At 61.4% G+C, this 13,502-nt stretch carries 13 protein-coding genes; 5 read left to right on the forward strand and 8 right to left on the reverse strand.

The window, feature by feature from the left end:
* Positions 1-475: 475 nt before the first annotated feature.
* Together FV242_RS21380 and FV242_RS21385 are read left to right on the forward strand one after the other, a co-directional pair.
* Positions 476-1,015 (forward strand): HAD domain-containing protein, encoded by a 540-nt coding sequence (locus FV242_RS21380; RefSeq protein WP_147898416.1) that lies wholly within the window; start codon positions 476-478, stop codon positions 1,013-1,015.
* A 209-nt stretch (positions 1,016-1,224) separates the two neighbouring features.
* Complete coding sequence (locus FV242_RS21385; protein ID WP_147940306.1) at positions 1,225-1,962, forward strand: hypothetical protein; 738 nt, start codon at positions 1,225-1,227, stop codon at positions 1,960-1,962.
* A 696-nt stretch (positions 1,963-2,658) separates the two neighbouring features.
* Here FV242_RS21385 and FV242_RS21390 read toward each other — a convergent pair.
* The 4 genes from FV242_RS21390 to FV242_RS21405 form a co-directional block, all read right to left on the reverse strand.
* Positions 2,659-3,846: a cupin domain-containing protein gene (locus FV242_RS21390; RefSeq protein WP_147940307.1), complete on the reverse strand. Its 1,188-nt coding sequence runs from the start codon at positions 3,844-3,846 to the stop codon at positions 2,659-2,661.
* A 193-nt stretch (positions 3,847-4,039) separates the two neighbouring features.
* Complete coding sequence (locus tag FV242_RS21395) at positions 4,040-4,561, reverse strand: hypothetical protein (RefSeq protein ID WP_147940308.1); 522 nt, start codon at positions 4,559-4,561, stop codon at positions 4,040-4,042.
* 370 nt (positions 4,562-4,931) lie between these two features.
* A complete protein-coding gene (locus FV242_RS21400) occupies positions 4,932-5,702 on the reverse strand; it encodes a LysE family translocator (RefSeq protein WP_147940309.1) in 771 nt (256 codons plus the stop codon).
* Positions 5,703-5,718: 16 nt separating this feature from the next.
* Positions 5,719-5,922: a hypothetical protein gene (locus FV242_RS21405; protein ID WP_147940310.1), complete on the reverse strand. Its 204-nt coding sequence runs from the start codon at positions 5,920-5,922 to the stop codon at positions 5,719-5,721.
* Between the two features lie 111 nt (positions 5,923-6,033).
* On the opposite strand from FV242_RS21405, the gene FV242_RS21410 reads away from it, so the two are divergent.
* Positions 6,034-7,350 (forward strand): hypothetical protein, encoded by a 1,317-nt coding sequence (locus FV242_RS21410; protein WP_147940311.1) that lies wholly within the window; start codon positions 6,034-6,036, stop codon positions 7,348-7,350.
* Position 7,351: 1 nt separating this feature from the next.
* Here FV242_RS21410 and FV242_RS21415 read toward each other — a convergent pair whose 3' ends face one another.
* The gene (locus tag FV242_RS21415) at positions 7,352-8,281 is read right to left on the reverse strand and encodes a PfkB family carbohydrate kinase (RefSeq protein ID WP_147940312.1); all 930 of its coding nucleotides are present in this window, start codon (positions 8,279-8,281) and stop codon (positions 7,352-7,354) included.
* A gap of 74 nt (positions 8,282-8,355) precedes the next feature.
* On the opposite strand from FV242_RS21415, the gene FV242_RS21420 reads away from it, so the two are divergent.
* Together FV242_RS21420 and FV242_RS21425 are read left to right on the forward strand one after the other, a co-directional pair.
* Positions 8,356-9,144, forward strand: a complete 789-nt coding sequence (locus tag FV242_RS21420) for a GntR family transcriptional regulator (RefSeq protein WP_147940313.1) — start codon at positions 8,356-8,358, stop codon at positions 9,142-9,144.
* Between the two features lie 501 nt (positions 9,145-9,645).
* The gene (locus FV242_RS21425) at positions 9,646-12,030 is read left to right on the forward strand and encodes a type IA DNA topoisomerase (RefSeq protein WP_187278500.1); all 2,385 of its coding nucleotides are present in this window, start codon (positions 9,646-9,648) and stop codon (positions 12,028-12,030) included.
* A 115-nt stretch (positions 12,031-12,145) separates the two neighbouring features.
* On the opposite strand, the gene FV242_RS36350 is transcribed toward FV242_RS21425, so the two are convergent.
* The 3 genes from FV242_RS36350 to FV242_RS21440 all read right to left on the reverse strand — a co-directional run.
* Positions 12,146-12,256 carry a DUF4186 family protein gene (locus tag FV242_RS36350; RefSeq protein WP_147940314.1) on the reverse strand — a complete coding sequence of 37 codons (111 nt, stop codon included), beginning with the start codon at positions 12,254-12,256 and terminating at the stop codon, positions 12,146-12,148.
* A 61-nt stretch (positions 12,257-12,317) separates the two neighbouring features.
* The gene (locus FV242_RS21435) at positions 12,318-12,524 is read right to left on the reverse strand and encodes a hypothetical protein (protein ID WP_147940315.1); all 207 of its coding nucleotides are present in this window, start codon (positions 12,522-12,524) and stop codon (positions 12,318-12,320) included.
* Between the two features lie 13 nt (positions 12,525-12,537).
* Positions 12,538-13,502, reverse strand: a 965-nt coding sequence (locus FV242_RS21440) for an ATP-dependent RecD-like DNA helicase (protein ID WP_147940316.1), incomplete at its 5' end; no start/stop codon positions are given.

Genomic DNA, 13,502 nt, shown 5'->3' on the forward strand with positions numbered 1-13,502 from the left:
GCTACCGGTTGGACGCTGCTGGGTTGGCTCGGGCGCGCTTAGGGGCGGGACTGCGTCGGATCTGTTGTCCCATATGCCCCATAGATGTGGTTGGGCTGAGCCGATGCGGCTCAAGTCTGCTTTCTGGAGCTGTGCTTTTGCTCCTGTATGATTTGATTGGGTCGGTTGGAGGACGGCTGCTTTTGCAGCGGAGCCCCTGAGTGCGGACAAGCTGCTTTCGACCAAATCCAGCCTGCTGGAATGCGCCACTGAATGACCGGGATGGGTGGGTAGGAGGCTGTCCGCTTTTGCGGCCGACTTGTCACGGAGCGGACCGGCCGCTTACGGCCAGACTACGCCGTCGTACCGGGCTTCGAAGCATAACGACACCGCCTATACCTATGGTGTTCTTCATCGGCGTGCTGGACGGTGGCAGCGTCGCCTTGTAGGCATCCGCGGCGGATGCAGGATTATTGCACTAGACGAGGTTGATCCCTTGAACTCCGGTAGCCAGGAGGAACCACCGACGGTCTATCTCGACGTGGACGGCGTTGTGACGACCGTCGGCTATCAACGGCGTGTCGGCAAGGATAGGCTCAACCCGGCCCAGGTCGCACTCGTCGCCAGTCTCGTAAGAGAGTTCGACGCTAGGGTGGTCGTGTCATCAACTTGGCGCGTCGAGGATTGCCGTCCGGCCCTGATCGAAGCCGGGCTTCCCGAGACCTGCTTTCACTCCGACTGGCGGACCGCCATTCTGCCAACAAGCCGAGATGCCAAGACCGGCGCCATGCTCCCCGCCGAACAGGCTGGGCGCGGCAACGAGATCAACGAGCACGCAACCCGTAACCGCATCACAGATTACCTCGTCCTCGACGACGTCGAGGTTGGTCCCGTTCATGCGGCTCGGCACGTCCGACCTGTGGCGGAGTTCGGCTTGAGCGAAGCCGATGGGGTTCTAGCTCGGAGCCTGCTGGCCGAGATGGAAGACCTCCGCAGGACCCGTGGATTGGAGAAAATTCACACCCCCCGCACGTAAATTTATGCTCCTGTATGGATTGAAGTTTCTGGAGGCCCGGGTCATTCCATGACAGTGGAGTGACATCCGCGTCACGCTGCCCCCGACATCGACAGGGTCACTTCGGCCTTCGCCGGACCCACCCGTCCGGTCCATCCTCGACACCGCACTTGTGCGGCTGCTGAGCGCGTGTCGCATCGGATATTCGACTGGCGGGGGGAGTGGCTGCGATGTTTGGTTTTAGGCCCCAGAAGAAGACGTTCAGCCCCTCGCTCGTTGCCCTCGGCATCAAGGAACGGTCGGCCACGGGGGCTTATGCCACGCTCCTCGCCATGGGCTGGTCCGAAATTGGTTTCGGATACCATGGCACTGTCCACGCCCATCCGGACCACCCTGACGTCGTCGTACGCTTTGCCCGCAAGGCCGACGGTTTCGGCGATTATGTGACCCTGCTCCGCGAAGGTTTCGCAGGATCGGATGGACCGCATGCGCCGCGGATCCATGACATGCATGTCAGCCGCTGCGGCGCGCTGATGACCGTGGGAACACGACTGACCAATCCTGCACGCGACGTCTGGTGGTTGGCTTACGCCCACGCCGTCATCGCAGATCATCCGGGCATCACTATGGATGAGGGCGTGCGCGACCGGTTCAGAGCCGAATGGCCAGCGCACGAACCTCGCGTCGATCATTCGAGCTTCGACGGCATCCGCGAGGCGTTCCGGGCCTCGTGGCCCGAATATGAAGCCTTTGTCGCCAACCTGCGGGCCGTGTCTCCGCAGGGGCTAGACCCAAATATCGGCAATGTTCTTGTCGGAAGCAATGGCAGCCCTGTTGTAAACGATCCGCTATGCGACGACGGATACGGCTTATGGCGCTCGCCGCTCTCCCGTGTGCTGAGCCGCTCCGCAGATATGCTGCGCCGGCTGGTGGGCACCGCACCCAGCAAAGCACCCGTCCTCGCCTGATCGCGGCAGAACGTCTTGGGGCGAGTGGGCCCATGAGACCGGCAACGGACAGTCGGGCTTTCGAACGCTTACCGGACTTTCGGTCAGGCGTGCATTTCCGCTTCAAGCCGCGGATTGCCGAAAATCGGACGGGCCGCTTTGCGCCCAACCAAGTCATTAGAGCGACATAGGATCAGCCTGGAAAGCGGACACCGAGCCGCAGGCCATCGCGTTGCGATCGGGCGCGACACGACGTTCTCGTTTTGCCACGCTCCGCCGCGTCGAAGCGGCGGTGTCTTCGGGGGGGAAGCGCTCCATGGCTGCTTCTCCAATCCGTGCGCTCCAAACGGGGCAGCCGGCACACGGCCATAGCCAGTCGCGGCATTCGGCGGCACGATAGCCCGCGATACCTATGCGACCGTTTCTGATCGCGGATTGCCGAACCGAACCATGCCTCGTTCCACGGCGGTTTGCCGCTAAGCCACGCGTTGCTTCTGGACTCGGGCCTGCAACATTTTGAGATGAAGCTGCATTGCGCGCAGTCCAGCCGCGACGACCACTTTACGGCGAGCATGAGCAACTTGAGCAGAACCTGCTCGCAGCATAAGGGCGAAGAGCTGGAGTAGGCGGTTCGGCGCAGGTCAGTTAGGGTGCCGAGCGCGACCACACCGTTATCTTGAGTATTTTAAACTCGCTACAATTTGAGCTGGGAATAAACTAAGCCGCAGGTATGATGACAGATTTTTTACGCGCAAGCTTCGCGAAAGCTTCGTCCGGAAGACCTAGATTGTTCGCGAGAAGATGCGCCGGCACCCGCTGTACCCAGTCTGATATCGAAGTTTCCTGATAAGAGCCACTGTCAAGAACTCCAACTACTTCGCACTCATCTTTGCCAATGTTTTGTACCGTGTGACCGCACCCACGTGGCAAGTAAGCGCAATCTCCTGCGGACAGATCGGCCGAAGAAAGCCGTTTGTCCGGGGCAAACAGCGTAACTCGCGTTTGCCCACGAGAAACGTAATGCCACTCATTTGCATTTGGATGCCAGTGGGGCTCGTGTAAAGCGCCAGGCTGGAGTCTTAATAACATGCCGGTCATACCAGCTGACATCGGATATTCTTCGGCAGAGGCTACCGCAAGCGACCCACCATCAGAATAGGTTTGCGGCCCGGCTGTTAGCATTTGATATCGGTGCGTGCGAGCACGGCTAAGCACCTTCGTCGCACGAGCTTGCGTTCCATCGAGAGGCATCAAAGCACCTTGCCGTATATAGACCTCGCCTGCTGGAATGCCAGCGATCGCATCTTTAGGCATGCCAAATACCTGCGCCATCATTGCAGGATCTAGGCGACTGACCCAATCACTGAGGCCAAAAGTTCCGTGCTCTCCATATAAACCGTCGTTGAAGGCGAGAATTGCGTGGCACGGCTCAACTCCTAATGCTTGGATGGCGTGGCTATGGCCTTTTGGAAAATACCATAGATCGCCCGGCCCATAGTTTGCTACCTCCATCTCGCCATTCGGATCAACCACAGTCACCTGGCAGCGCCCAGAAAGTATGTACGCCCATTCATCCGAGGTGTGCCAATGCATTTCGCGGACGCCGCCGGCGTTGAGAAAAAGATGCGCTCCTGCGATATCTGTAGCGATCGGAAGAATTCTTGAGGTTACGTCTCGCGCCCATCCGCCCGACGTCGCTTTAAGTAAGCCTTTATCTAGAGAGGTCGTGAAGCTAACTGGATCGCCGGCTTTGCGTGGGATAGTAGATGCAAATTTCGAAGCAGGTGCCACATCGTACCCTGCTGCATGCCCGTCAGCTTCGGCTGCTAACGACGTCCGGGCCGAAAGCGCACCGGCTGTTAAAGTGATGCCGCCGAGGATCGCTCTACGTGTGCCGTCCACCATTATCTAAATTCCTTCAATCACAAGGAGAGGGAAACTTTCCGCTCTAAAGCATTTGAGCCACAGGGCAGGTCCATTCCTGCAGAAGCACTTCAGACTCAAATTTACAATGACTGCGTTTTTTTGGTCTGGGTCGCGAAATTTATGTTGCAATACAAGAATTAGGTAAAAATATTTGTTATAGTACATAAAATTCTTATTTGCTTGCGCTCAAACGATTGCAGTCGTCCATTGCTGCGATTGCGTTCTTAACGCCGGATACATCGAAATCAGCATCCCCCTCCGGAAACCGCACAATAACGATTCGGCCAAGTGATAATTTGGTGATCTCTCGATTCGGTATGCGACAGTATATTACCTTCTCTTTGCCGATCCATATTGGTGTTGGATCGATGGGCTCATCCGCTATAACCAAGTCCGATTTGAAGCTTTCACCCTCCGGCCAATTCCACTTTTCGTAAGATATCATGAAGATTATCTGCCCGGCCAATCGTGTAATTCCAATCGAATTTTCAGATCCATCATCTGTCATATCAAGATATGAGTGGGTAATTTGGCAAGGAGATGGATCATTTTCTCGGATTGTTTTATTTGTTTCCCAACCATCCACGCTTTCGACAAATATTCTTTCTCGGGATACTGCGGGTTCCGAGAAGATGATCGGTGCCATTGAAATTGTAAATACAAATCTAATCGCATAATTAAATCTCATCTTCACCGATCTCCATTAAGCTGTTGTAATTACATTCTAAGAACGCTAATCTTCAAGCTCGCACAGCATTATTCGTGCTCGATTTGAAAGTGAGCTGCGATCCTGCGGGAATTTGGACTGCGCTCTGCATTTGCCGCGGACCAATTTGCCGATTTTTAATACTATAATTATCGCCTGCGTTATTCGAAAATCGTAACATTATTGATGATATCTTTCACACCGCCATGCTTAAGGTCCTCTCCGCTTAAAATAAATTCTTCGTATTCGATGTGGGTTTAGGGCACCGGCGAGTATCGTGAAGACGAAACGGATGCCCAAGCACCGTTTGAAGCAGGTGACCAAACGATGGAAACTGTTGCGCCCCGCTTGGGTGCACTCAACGACCCGCCGGGGGACTCGCGGAGAATCGTATGGCCGGTGGCGATGTCGTTGAGATGGGCCAGTCTGTCCCGCGCGGCGGTTCAGAACTGTCTCGGAGTCCGACCAATTGCCCCGAGTTCATGACCTCACTGGTGCCATCCAAATGGGCTATCGTGCTTTGGTCTAATCCCCGAACTAGTAGGCTCAATGCCAGTACGGCGAGGAGGAGGCCGGCGGCCTTGTTCAGCTTATTCAGAACATGATTAGTGATACAGCGCCGGAACATGGACACGGCTGTGTTGAACATAGCCCACCAGCCGAACGAGCCCAGGAAAACGCCGGCCGCCAGTACCGGGAGTGGCGCGGTCCCGTGCGCGATGAGGGCCGGCGTTGCGGCCAGGAACAGCACGGGGGTGACTGGATTCGCCAGGGCTAGCACAATGGCACTGCCGTAGCTCGCGGCCAGGGTGTGGCGGCTCTCGCTGTTCATGTGCAACACCGACCCGCGGCGAAGTACCCGGACCGCGAGGGCGAGTAGCACCGCTCCCGAAACTAGGGAAAGCACGGCCCCGTTCGAAAACGCCGCGGCCAAGTCGTTGCTCCAGCGCGCCATCAAAGTCCCGTATGTCAGATGCACGGTGGCGACGCCGAGCCCGGTGGCAAGGCCAGCGGGCAGGCCCCCTGACAATGTGCGCTGGACGCAAAGTAAGCTCGTGGGTCCGATCGGCGCGGCGATGGACAGGCCGAGGCTCGCCCCCGCGAATAGGGCCGTGGCGATGACGCCCATGACGCCGGGAATGCGCTTAGTCGTCTTCTGCTCGGTCGAGAGGCGAAGCGGCCCCCCGGGGCTCGGCCGCCGCGTTGTTGGCGTCCGGGCACCCAATCTGCGCGCGCTCCACGGCCGAGGAAGCTTGCGCGCAGGCGAGCTCTGGTAGGTCGTTCAAATCGTCGGCCCAGGCCCCGGTGCAGGACAAGACAACGATCAGGCTGGCGGCAATTGTTTTCATGGCTGTTCCTCACGTGTGCCGACACTTTAAGGATGGCTGAAAACTGATCATCCTCCGTCTGGCGGATGGCACTGCCTGTACCGCGACAAGCTCGCGGCCTACGTTCCACCCGTGCAAGAAAGCAGCTTTTCCTCAGATACTTGCACAGCCTCGCCTTGGTTTGCGAAGCTCTCGTCGCCGCCGCGCCCGCTGGAGCGTCCGGACGGCGGGCTTACTGAAAACGCGCTCGGCGCACCGTCCCTCACCAAACGCATCATCTGTTTGAAGGATACCGCTGCCAGTTTTGGACTGATATTGGTCTTACTGCGATCACTTAGACCATCGTGGGGCGTGCCGGTGCGGGAAGCTCTTATCGACCGGATCTACGAGGCTGCGGGCACCCCGGAGCTCTGGCCAGACGTCCTACAGACTCTCGGTGAAACGGCGAATTCGGATGGCGCAGTGCTCATGGTGCTGCCCCCCGTCGGAATGCCCCGCTGGATTGCCTCGCCAGCATTTGAGCAGCGACTACGTCAGCTCACGGCCGCGGCCTCCTGGCGTGGCAGCGGGCGCACGGCACAATGGCGCGTCCAGGCCCATGCCGGCTTCATGCGCGACGTCGACCTCGTACCGGGCTCCTACGACGGTCGGCCCAGCGAAGTCGACAAGACGTTTTGGCAGGTGGGGACAACGATTCCCCTGCCTACCGGCGATGTCGCGATCGTCACTGCCGAACGCCGTGCCCAAACCGGTCCCCACGAGGCCGCCATCCTACCTAAGCTCGACGCTCTGCGTCCCCATTTTGTGCGCGCTTGCCAACTCAGCGCCCAGTTCGGTTGCGAGCGCACTCGCGTCACCACCATGATGCTCAATCAGATCGGGCTTCCCGCTGCGGTCCTATCGGCCTCGGGGCGGGTGCTCACCATAAATGCCCGTCTGCAGGAGCGGGCGGAGGTCCTGCCCCCGGGCCAGCACGGCGGCTTCCTATTCAAGAGCGTGATCAACAGCAAACTGCTGCAGGACGCGATTGACAGGGTGGTCAATGGCCAACCCACGGCACAGACTATGCCGGTGCGCAGCTATGCTGACGACCGCACTCAGATCGCTCACGTCATGCGCTTAGAACGGCATCCCGGCGACGTCTTCGGTGCTTCGGCGGTACTGGTCATCCTTGTGCACGTTGGCGCGCGGGCAGCTCCGGACGACGGCCTCCTCAACCTGCTATTCGACCTCACCCCAGCTGAGACACGCCTGCTTCAGGCCCTGGCCGGGGGCTTACGCCTGCAGAGCTACGCCGAGAGCGTCGGCGTCCAGACAAGCACTGTTCGCACTCAGCTCACTTCTATCTTCAACAAAACCGGGACCAAGCGGCAGGCGGAATTGCTGAGCATCGTCGCCTCAATCTCGATGTTCAGCGGTCAGACGGCACATTGTTTTGGTGCGGCGTGAGTTATCGTGCGGCGTTGTCCAGAAAGGCGGCTAACGCGTACGCGGTTGGAAAGGCGTCGAAGGCACCGAACTGACAGGTGGTGAGCGCACCGCAAGCCGCGGCCTGGCGCAGGGTTGCGTCGAGCGGTACTGCTGCGAGCAGGCCCGCCATTAGCCCGGCCGTGAATGCATCCCCCGCCCCGACCGTATCCACTGCCGCCACCGCGAAGGCCAACTGGCGTAGGGGCGGCAGCTCAGGGCGAAACGCCATCGCGCCGCGATCTCCCAAGGTCACTACTAAGAGGTCTAGGCCGCCGTGGAGCAGGGCGGCAATAGCCGGTGTCGCGGCTGGGGCGTCGGCGATGGCGTCGGGAGCTCCCAGGCCCAGGTCTACGGCCTCGACCGCATTGACGATGAGGATACTAGTGTCGGCTAGGATCGCCGGGTCGATGGGGCGCACCGGTGAGGGGTTCAGCAGAGTGCGGAGGCCCAGCGTTCGAGCCAGGGCGAAGGCCTCGCGGATGGGAGCGTCCGGCGATTCGAAAGTCGCTGCCACGAGGTTTGCCTTCCCAATGCGTGCGGCGACGGCTCGGACGTCCTCCGCACCGAGGGCGAAGTTGGCGCCGAGGCAGACTGCTAGGCAGTTCTCGCCGGTTGCATCGACGAAGGCGACGCCGGCACCCGTCGAGCCTGCATGCGGTACCAGCATATCCTCGGAGAACCCGACTTGCGCGAAGGTGGAGCGGGCCACTGGGGAGAACACGTCCGTGCCGACGGCAAAGAGTCCATCCACTGCGACGCCGAGCCGGTGCGCGGCGATCGCGAGATTGAAGCCCTTGCCGCCGGGCTCGGCCAGGAAGGCCAAGCCATTGAGGGACTCGCCTGCCTGCGGCAGCCGCGCCACCTTGACCGAGCAGGCAATCACGAAGCTTCCAATGACGAAGACACGCATGGAGCACTCCGAGCCTATCCGATATAATCATTTGTACCGGAGGTCGATCAGACGTGCGCCTTAAAAATCGGACGATGAACGGTGAGGTCGACCCGGACTTCGCGGAAGGCGAGCGTCCCTCGGTGCTCTCTCTCTTACGCCTGCGCGGCGACACTGCGATGCCGCTGTACCGGCAGATCGAGAGCCAATTGCGCGAGTTGATCCTGTCGGGCTCGCTGCCGCCGGGCGTCATCCTGCCGGCCGAGCGCCAGCTCGCCGATAGCCTTGGTGTCAGCCGCGTCACTGTCCAGCGCGCCTACGCTGAGCTGAGTGACGGCGAACTCCTCGTGCCGCGCGGGCGCTCCGGCTTCCTCGTGCGCCGTCCCCCCGAGCCCGTACGCCCAGGCATGGACCGGCTCAAGGGTTTCACCGAGGAAATGCGGGAGTTGGGGAAGATCCCGTCTTCGCGCATACTGGAACGGGCGGTCACCGAGGACCGCTCCATCGCCTCGATCTTCGGCCTGCCCTCGACGGCCCCGTTCCTGCGCCTGACGCGCGTTCGCTCCGGCGACGGCGTGCCGATGTCACGCGAGGTCGCTTGGTACAACATCCGTGCCGTACCTGCCCTTGAGACCGGCGATCTCTCCGGCTCCGTGTACGCCTTCCTAGGCGGGCACCCAGGCGGCCGTCTCGTGCGCTGCGAGCAGACAGTGGAAGCGACTATGCCGACAGCAGACGAATGCGAGATTTTCGCCTTCGAACGGCCCCTCCCGTGCCTCCTGATCAAGCGTCACAGTTACAATCAGGACTCGGTCATGATCGAGTACGTTGAGGGCCTATTCCGGGGAGATGCATATCGCTATCGGCTGAATCTAAGCGCTTAGCAATTAAGACCGACGTTTGGTCCTGACTCGCTAAAATGCCTCCGTATGGATTTATCCATCCGATTGGGCTGGATGAACATTATTTTCAATGTTCGAGAATTTAGTCGGTGTGTTTTTAATGACTAAAGGCAAGCATCATTGGGAAGCAATTCGCCCCGGACAGTGTCCAACTAGAGCAAAGCTGCTTTGAGAGCTATGCGAAGACTGTATGCTTCTGCTCGATCAGGATGAGTGGGTAAAGCAGGGTGGGGCCGTAGGGGGACGTCTGACTTGCAAGGAACCGCCTCAGAAGCGGACGTGCCGCTTTCGGCCAGACTACGCCACACCGGATCGCCGACGGGCGCAAAAGCAGACGTCACCGCCCATGCCCTCGGACAGCAGTTCGCGTTCAGCATCAGCCGCGGTCCTTCGCACCCCTTCGCGCCAGTTGTATGCGAAGCCGCTTTAGAACAAAATGTGAACTATCGGCCAAGCGTAGCGAGAGCCCTAGCGGTCAGCGACATGTCACCCCCGAGCTCCGGCCGCACGCTGTTCTTCTTTGAAAAGCCCTCTGCGATGCGGCAGTTGCAGCGCTTTTTCCATTCGCCGAACACGGTCTGCGTGGCGGCGGAGGGGCACCTGCTGTCTGCCGAGGAACCAGGTAGCATCCGGCCCGAGTGGAAGCCGTGGCGCTTCGATACCCTCCCGATCGTGCTCGCCACCATCCCGGTCAGCTACGGCACCAACCGGTCCGGCCAGTCGCACGAACCGAAGATTGCTGCCATCCGGCAGGCGCTGAGCGGCGTCGAGCGTGTGATCATCGCCACCGATCCCGGACGCGAGGGCTCGATGATCGCCTGGGAGGTGCTGGAGCACCTCGGCTGGCGTGGGCGGGTCGACCGGCTCAAGCTCGGCGCGCTCGACGACGTCTCGATCCGCCGCGCCTTCGCTGCCCTGGCCAAGGAACCAAGCTCGGGCGAGCGCGACTACGCCGCCTATCTCGAAGCGCTCTGCAGGCAGTATGAGGACTACCACCTCGGCCTGAACGGCACACGGGCCATCTCGCTGCGTCTACGCCCGCCTGCTTTCCGGGAGCCCTGGCGCTTCGGCGGCGTGCAGACGCCCACCCTCGCTATCCTGACCGACCTGGAGGAGCGTATCCGCTCCTTCGTGCCGCAGAACTTCTTCAAGGTCGCTTTGCACCTGGGGACCCAATCCGGTGCCGAGCTGACCCTGTGGCACGCACCCAAAGAGCGGATCTTCGACGCGGAGATCGCCGAGACGATCCGGACAGCCGCCGCGACGTGGTCGGGGGCCCTGACGGTCGAGCACAAGGATGTGCGACGCGCACCGCCCCGGCTCTTCTCGAAGGACACCCTCGCCCGGCGCTGCGCCAAGCGGTTCGGCTGGGATCCCCAACATACAGCGGGCATCGCCCAGGACCTGTACGATCAGGGCTACCTCAGCTACCCGCGCACGGAGTCCGAGTATCTGCCGGAGGGGCAGGCGGCTGATGCTGCAACGGTGATCGCCGCGATCGCCACCGTGCTGACCGACCTGCGTAGCCTCATCGCGCGGGATCATGTGCCTGTGATCCGCCGTGGCATCAAAGGGCACTACGTCAAGGATCCAGGGGAACATCACGCGATCGTGCCCTTGCGCAAGGTTCCTGAGCGCAGCTGCCTCTCAGCCGATCAATTCCGGTTGTGGGAGCTCGTCGCGAAGGCCTACCTGACCGCTCATCTCCCTGACGGAATCGATGCCCGCACCAGCGTGACTGCCGAGATACGGACGCCGATTGGCCCAAAACGGTTTGTCGTCTCCGGCAACGTCATACGTGCGCCCGGGTGGCGTGCGGTCTACGGGAGCGAGACGGAACTCGAAGCGGACGCCGTGCCCGGCAAGGCCAGGCGCGAGGCGGAGGCCATGTCCGCCCGCCTGCCGGTTGTAAACGACGGTGAGGGCGCATCGGCTGTAACTGCTGACGTCGCTACCGCGATGACCGAGCCGCCGCGGCGGATCACCCGAGGCGAGCTCCCGGTGGTGATGGGCCGACTGATTGATCAAGTGGATGATCCAGTGGTCAAACGCGCCCTGGAGAACCCGGTCAACCCGAACGAGCCCAAGGGGCTCGGCACGGCCGCCACGCGCGATACGATCCTGCCCAAACTCCTGAAGAGCCGCTACATCACGCTGTCCAACGGCAAGGATCCAGCCATCGAAGTCACCGAGGTGGGGCTGGCATTCATCACGGCGGTGCGACGCGTGTTCCCGGCCTACGGTGATCCGGTGGGGCGAGCGATGTTCGAGGCGGAGTTGGCAGAAATCGGTCGTGCCAAAACGCGCGCTGAGGCCATCCAGCGCGCCGATGCCTTTCAACATCGCACGCGGGAGCGTCTCGATGAGCTGATCGCCGCGATCTCGAACTCACCGGTGGTCAGCCTCGATCCCAGCCTGATCCCACACGGTCAGGGCGACAATCGGCCACCGACCTCGGCCATGCTGTCGTTCGCGGTGAGCTTGGCCGAGCGAAAGGGCGTGAAGCTGCCGCGCGGCTGCAAGAGCAACATCAGCGTCTGCCGGGCCTTTCTGGACACCCATGCCGGGCCGCGCGCGCCTCAAAACGACGGCGTCAGCCAGCCCGGACACCAGCGTGTTCCAAGCGCGGCGATGCTGAGCTATGCACACGGTCTGGCGGAGCAGCGAGGCATCACTTGTCCGCCGGAGATCGAGACGAACTTCGACGCATGTCGTCGCTTCCTCGACGCACACACCTCTCAGCCGCGGCAGCAGACGCCAGAGCCAAGCTCCGGAGGAGCGAAAGGCAACAAACCTGCCGCACGGGAAAAGCGGCGGGGCAGGGTAGTCGAGATGCCGAGAAAGGCCCCGACACGGCGCCGAGCCTAAAGCGGCGGGCGTGAACGTTGAGATTTCAGCTCTCGATCGTGAAGCCTTGGATGGCTCGCGAAGTTCGTAATGGTTCATCGCCGGTCTCGTGGCGGCGTCACGCGCCCTGAGCGTTCTAAGGAGGGCAGCCAGCATGCGCTCGTATGTGCCTGCTCGGCCGCGGTAATCCCCGCCCCACGGGTACGGCGTGCCACTCAGCCAAACAGTTGCGGCAGCAGGTTGCCATCGCATGCCGCGCCGTGAAATTCGGATGTTCGCCTACGGCGTTCGCAAACGTGGGGCTCCGGTCATTCCCGGGACCTCAATCCGTCATCCACGGCGGAAACCTCTTCGATGGCGCGGGTCGAGATCACAGAAAGCGGCTGCTCGACCAGGATGTCGGACGCCCCGCGCGGCCGAGCGGCAGCGTCCCGGCTCTTGATCAGCAGCCATGTCGCGCGTTGGTGCAGCCGGCGCGCAGCGTGCTTCTGTACGACGAAGGCGAGGTCCGTCATCGCGTCCTCATCGTCAGGATGCTTCTACGGGATCAGCATGACCCAGCCACGCGCGCAACTTGGTCCAGCGGGGCTTGGTATTGCCGCCGCGGACCGCGATGCCCAGTGCTTTGCGCTGCCCGAGCAGGACAACCAACCGCTTTCCGCGAGTGACCCCCGTGTACAGGAGGTTCCTCGCCAACATCGTCCAGTGCTGCATGGCCAATGGGATCACCACCGCCGGGTACTCCGAGCCCTGCGACTTGTGGATGGTCGTGGCGTAGGCCGGCACCAGCGTGTCGAGCTCGCCGTACGGGTAGACTACCTCGCGGCCGTCGAAATCGACAATCACCGCACCCTCGTCCTCGTCGATGCGCACCACCGTGCCGAGATCGCCGTTGAACACCTCCCGGTCGTAGTCGTTCTGGCTCTCCATCACTCGGTCGCCGGGTGAGAAGCGCCAGCCGAACCGCTCCACCGAGATGGCGGGGTTCGGGTTCAGCACCGCCTGGAGCTCGTGGTTGAGGTTGCGCGCGCCCAGCACGCCGCGCTGCATCGGGGTGAGCACCTGCACGTCCCGGACCGGATCGAGGCCGAAGCGCGCCGGGATGCGCTTGGTCACCACCTCGATCAATGTCGCCATCGCCGGCTCGGGCTCGTCGATCTCGATCAGATGGAAGTCGCTGTCCGCGCCCCGAGCAGCTGGCTCGGGCATCTTGCCGGCGTTGATCCGGTGCGCATTCACGACGATCCGGCTCTCGGCCGCCTGCCGGAACACTTCGGTCAGCCGCGCCACCGGAATAGCCCCCGAAGCGATGATGTCGGCCAACACCTGACCGGGCCCGACCGAGGGCAGTTGGTCAACATCGCCGACGAGGAGCAGTGCGGCGTGCTCCGGCACCGCCTTGGTCAGGGCATTCATCAGCGGCACGTCGACCATCGAGGTCTCGTCGATCACCAGCAGGTCGCAGGCGAGCGGATTGTCCTCGTTGCGCGAGA

Origin of the sequence: Methylobacterium sp. WL64, assembly GCF_008039945.1 — a bacterium.
Classification (GTDB): domain Bacteria; phylum Pseudomonadota; class Alphaproteobacteria; order Rhizobiales; family Beijerinckiaceae; genus Methylobacterium.

Bases quoted from the DNA above. Each gene is read 5' to 3' on its own strand.
- FV242_RS21385 (WP_147940306.1), top strand. From the start codon at position 1,225: ATGTTTGGTTTTAGGCCCCAGAAGAAGACGTTCAGCCCCTCGCTCGTT.
- FV242_RS21390 (WP_147940307.1), bottom strand. From the start codon at position 3,846: ATGGTGGACGGCACACGTAGAGCGATCCTCGGCGGCATCACTTTAACA.
- FV242_RS21400 (WP_147940309.1), bottom strand. From the start codon at position 5,702: ATGGGCGTCATCGCCACGGCCCTATTCGCGGGGGCGAGCCTCGGCCTG.
- FV242_RS21405 (WP_147940310.1), bottom strand. From the start codon at position 5,922: ATGAAAACAATTGCCGCCAGCCTGATCGTTGTCTTGTCCTGCACCGGG.
- FV242_RS21415 (WP_147940312.1), bottom strand. From the start codon at position 8,281: ATGCGTGTCTTCGTCATTGGAAGCTTCGTGATTGCCTGCTCGGTCAAG.
- FV242_RS21420 (WP_147940313.1), top strand. From the start codon at position 8,356: ATGAACGGTGAGGTCGACCCGGACTTCGCGGAAGGCGAGCGTCCCTCG.
- FV242_RS21425 (WP_187278500.1), top strand. From the start codon at position 9,646: ATGTCACCCCCGAGCTCCGGCCGCACGCTGTTCTTCTTTGAAAAGCCC.
- FV242_RS36350 (WP_147940314.1), bottom strand. From the start codon at position 12,256: ATGGCAACCTGCTGCCGCAACTGTTTGGCTGAGTGGCACGCCGTACCC.
- FV242_RS21435 (WP_147940315.1), bottom strand. From the start codon at position 12,524: ATGACGGACCTCGCCTTCGTCGTACAGAAGCACGCTGCGCGCCGGCTG.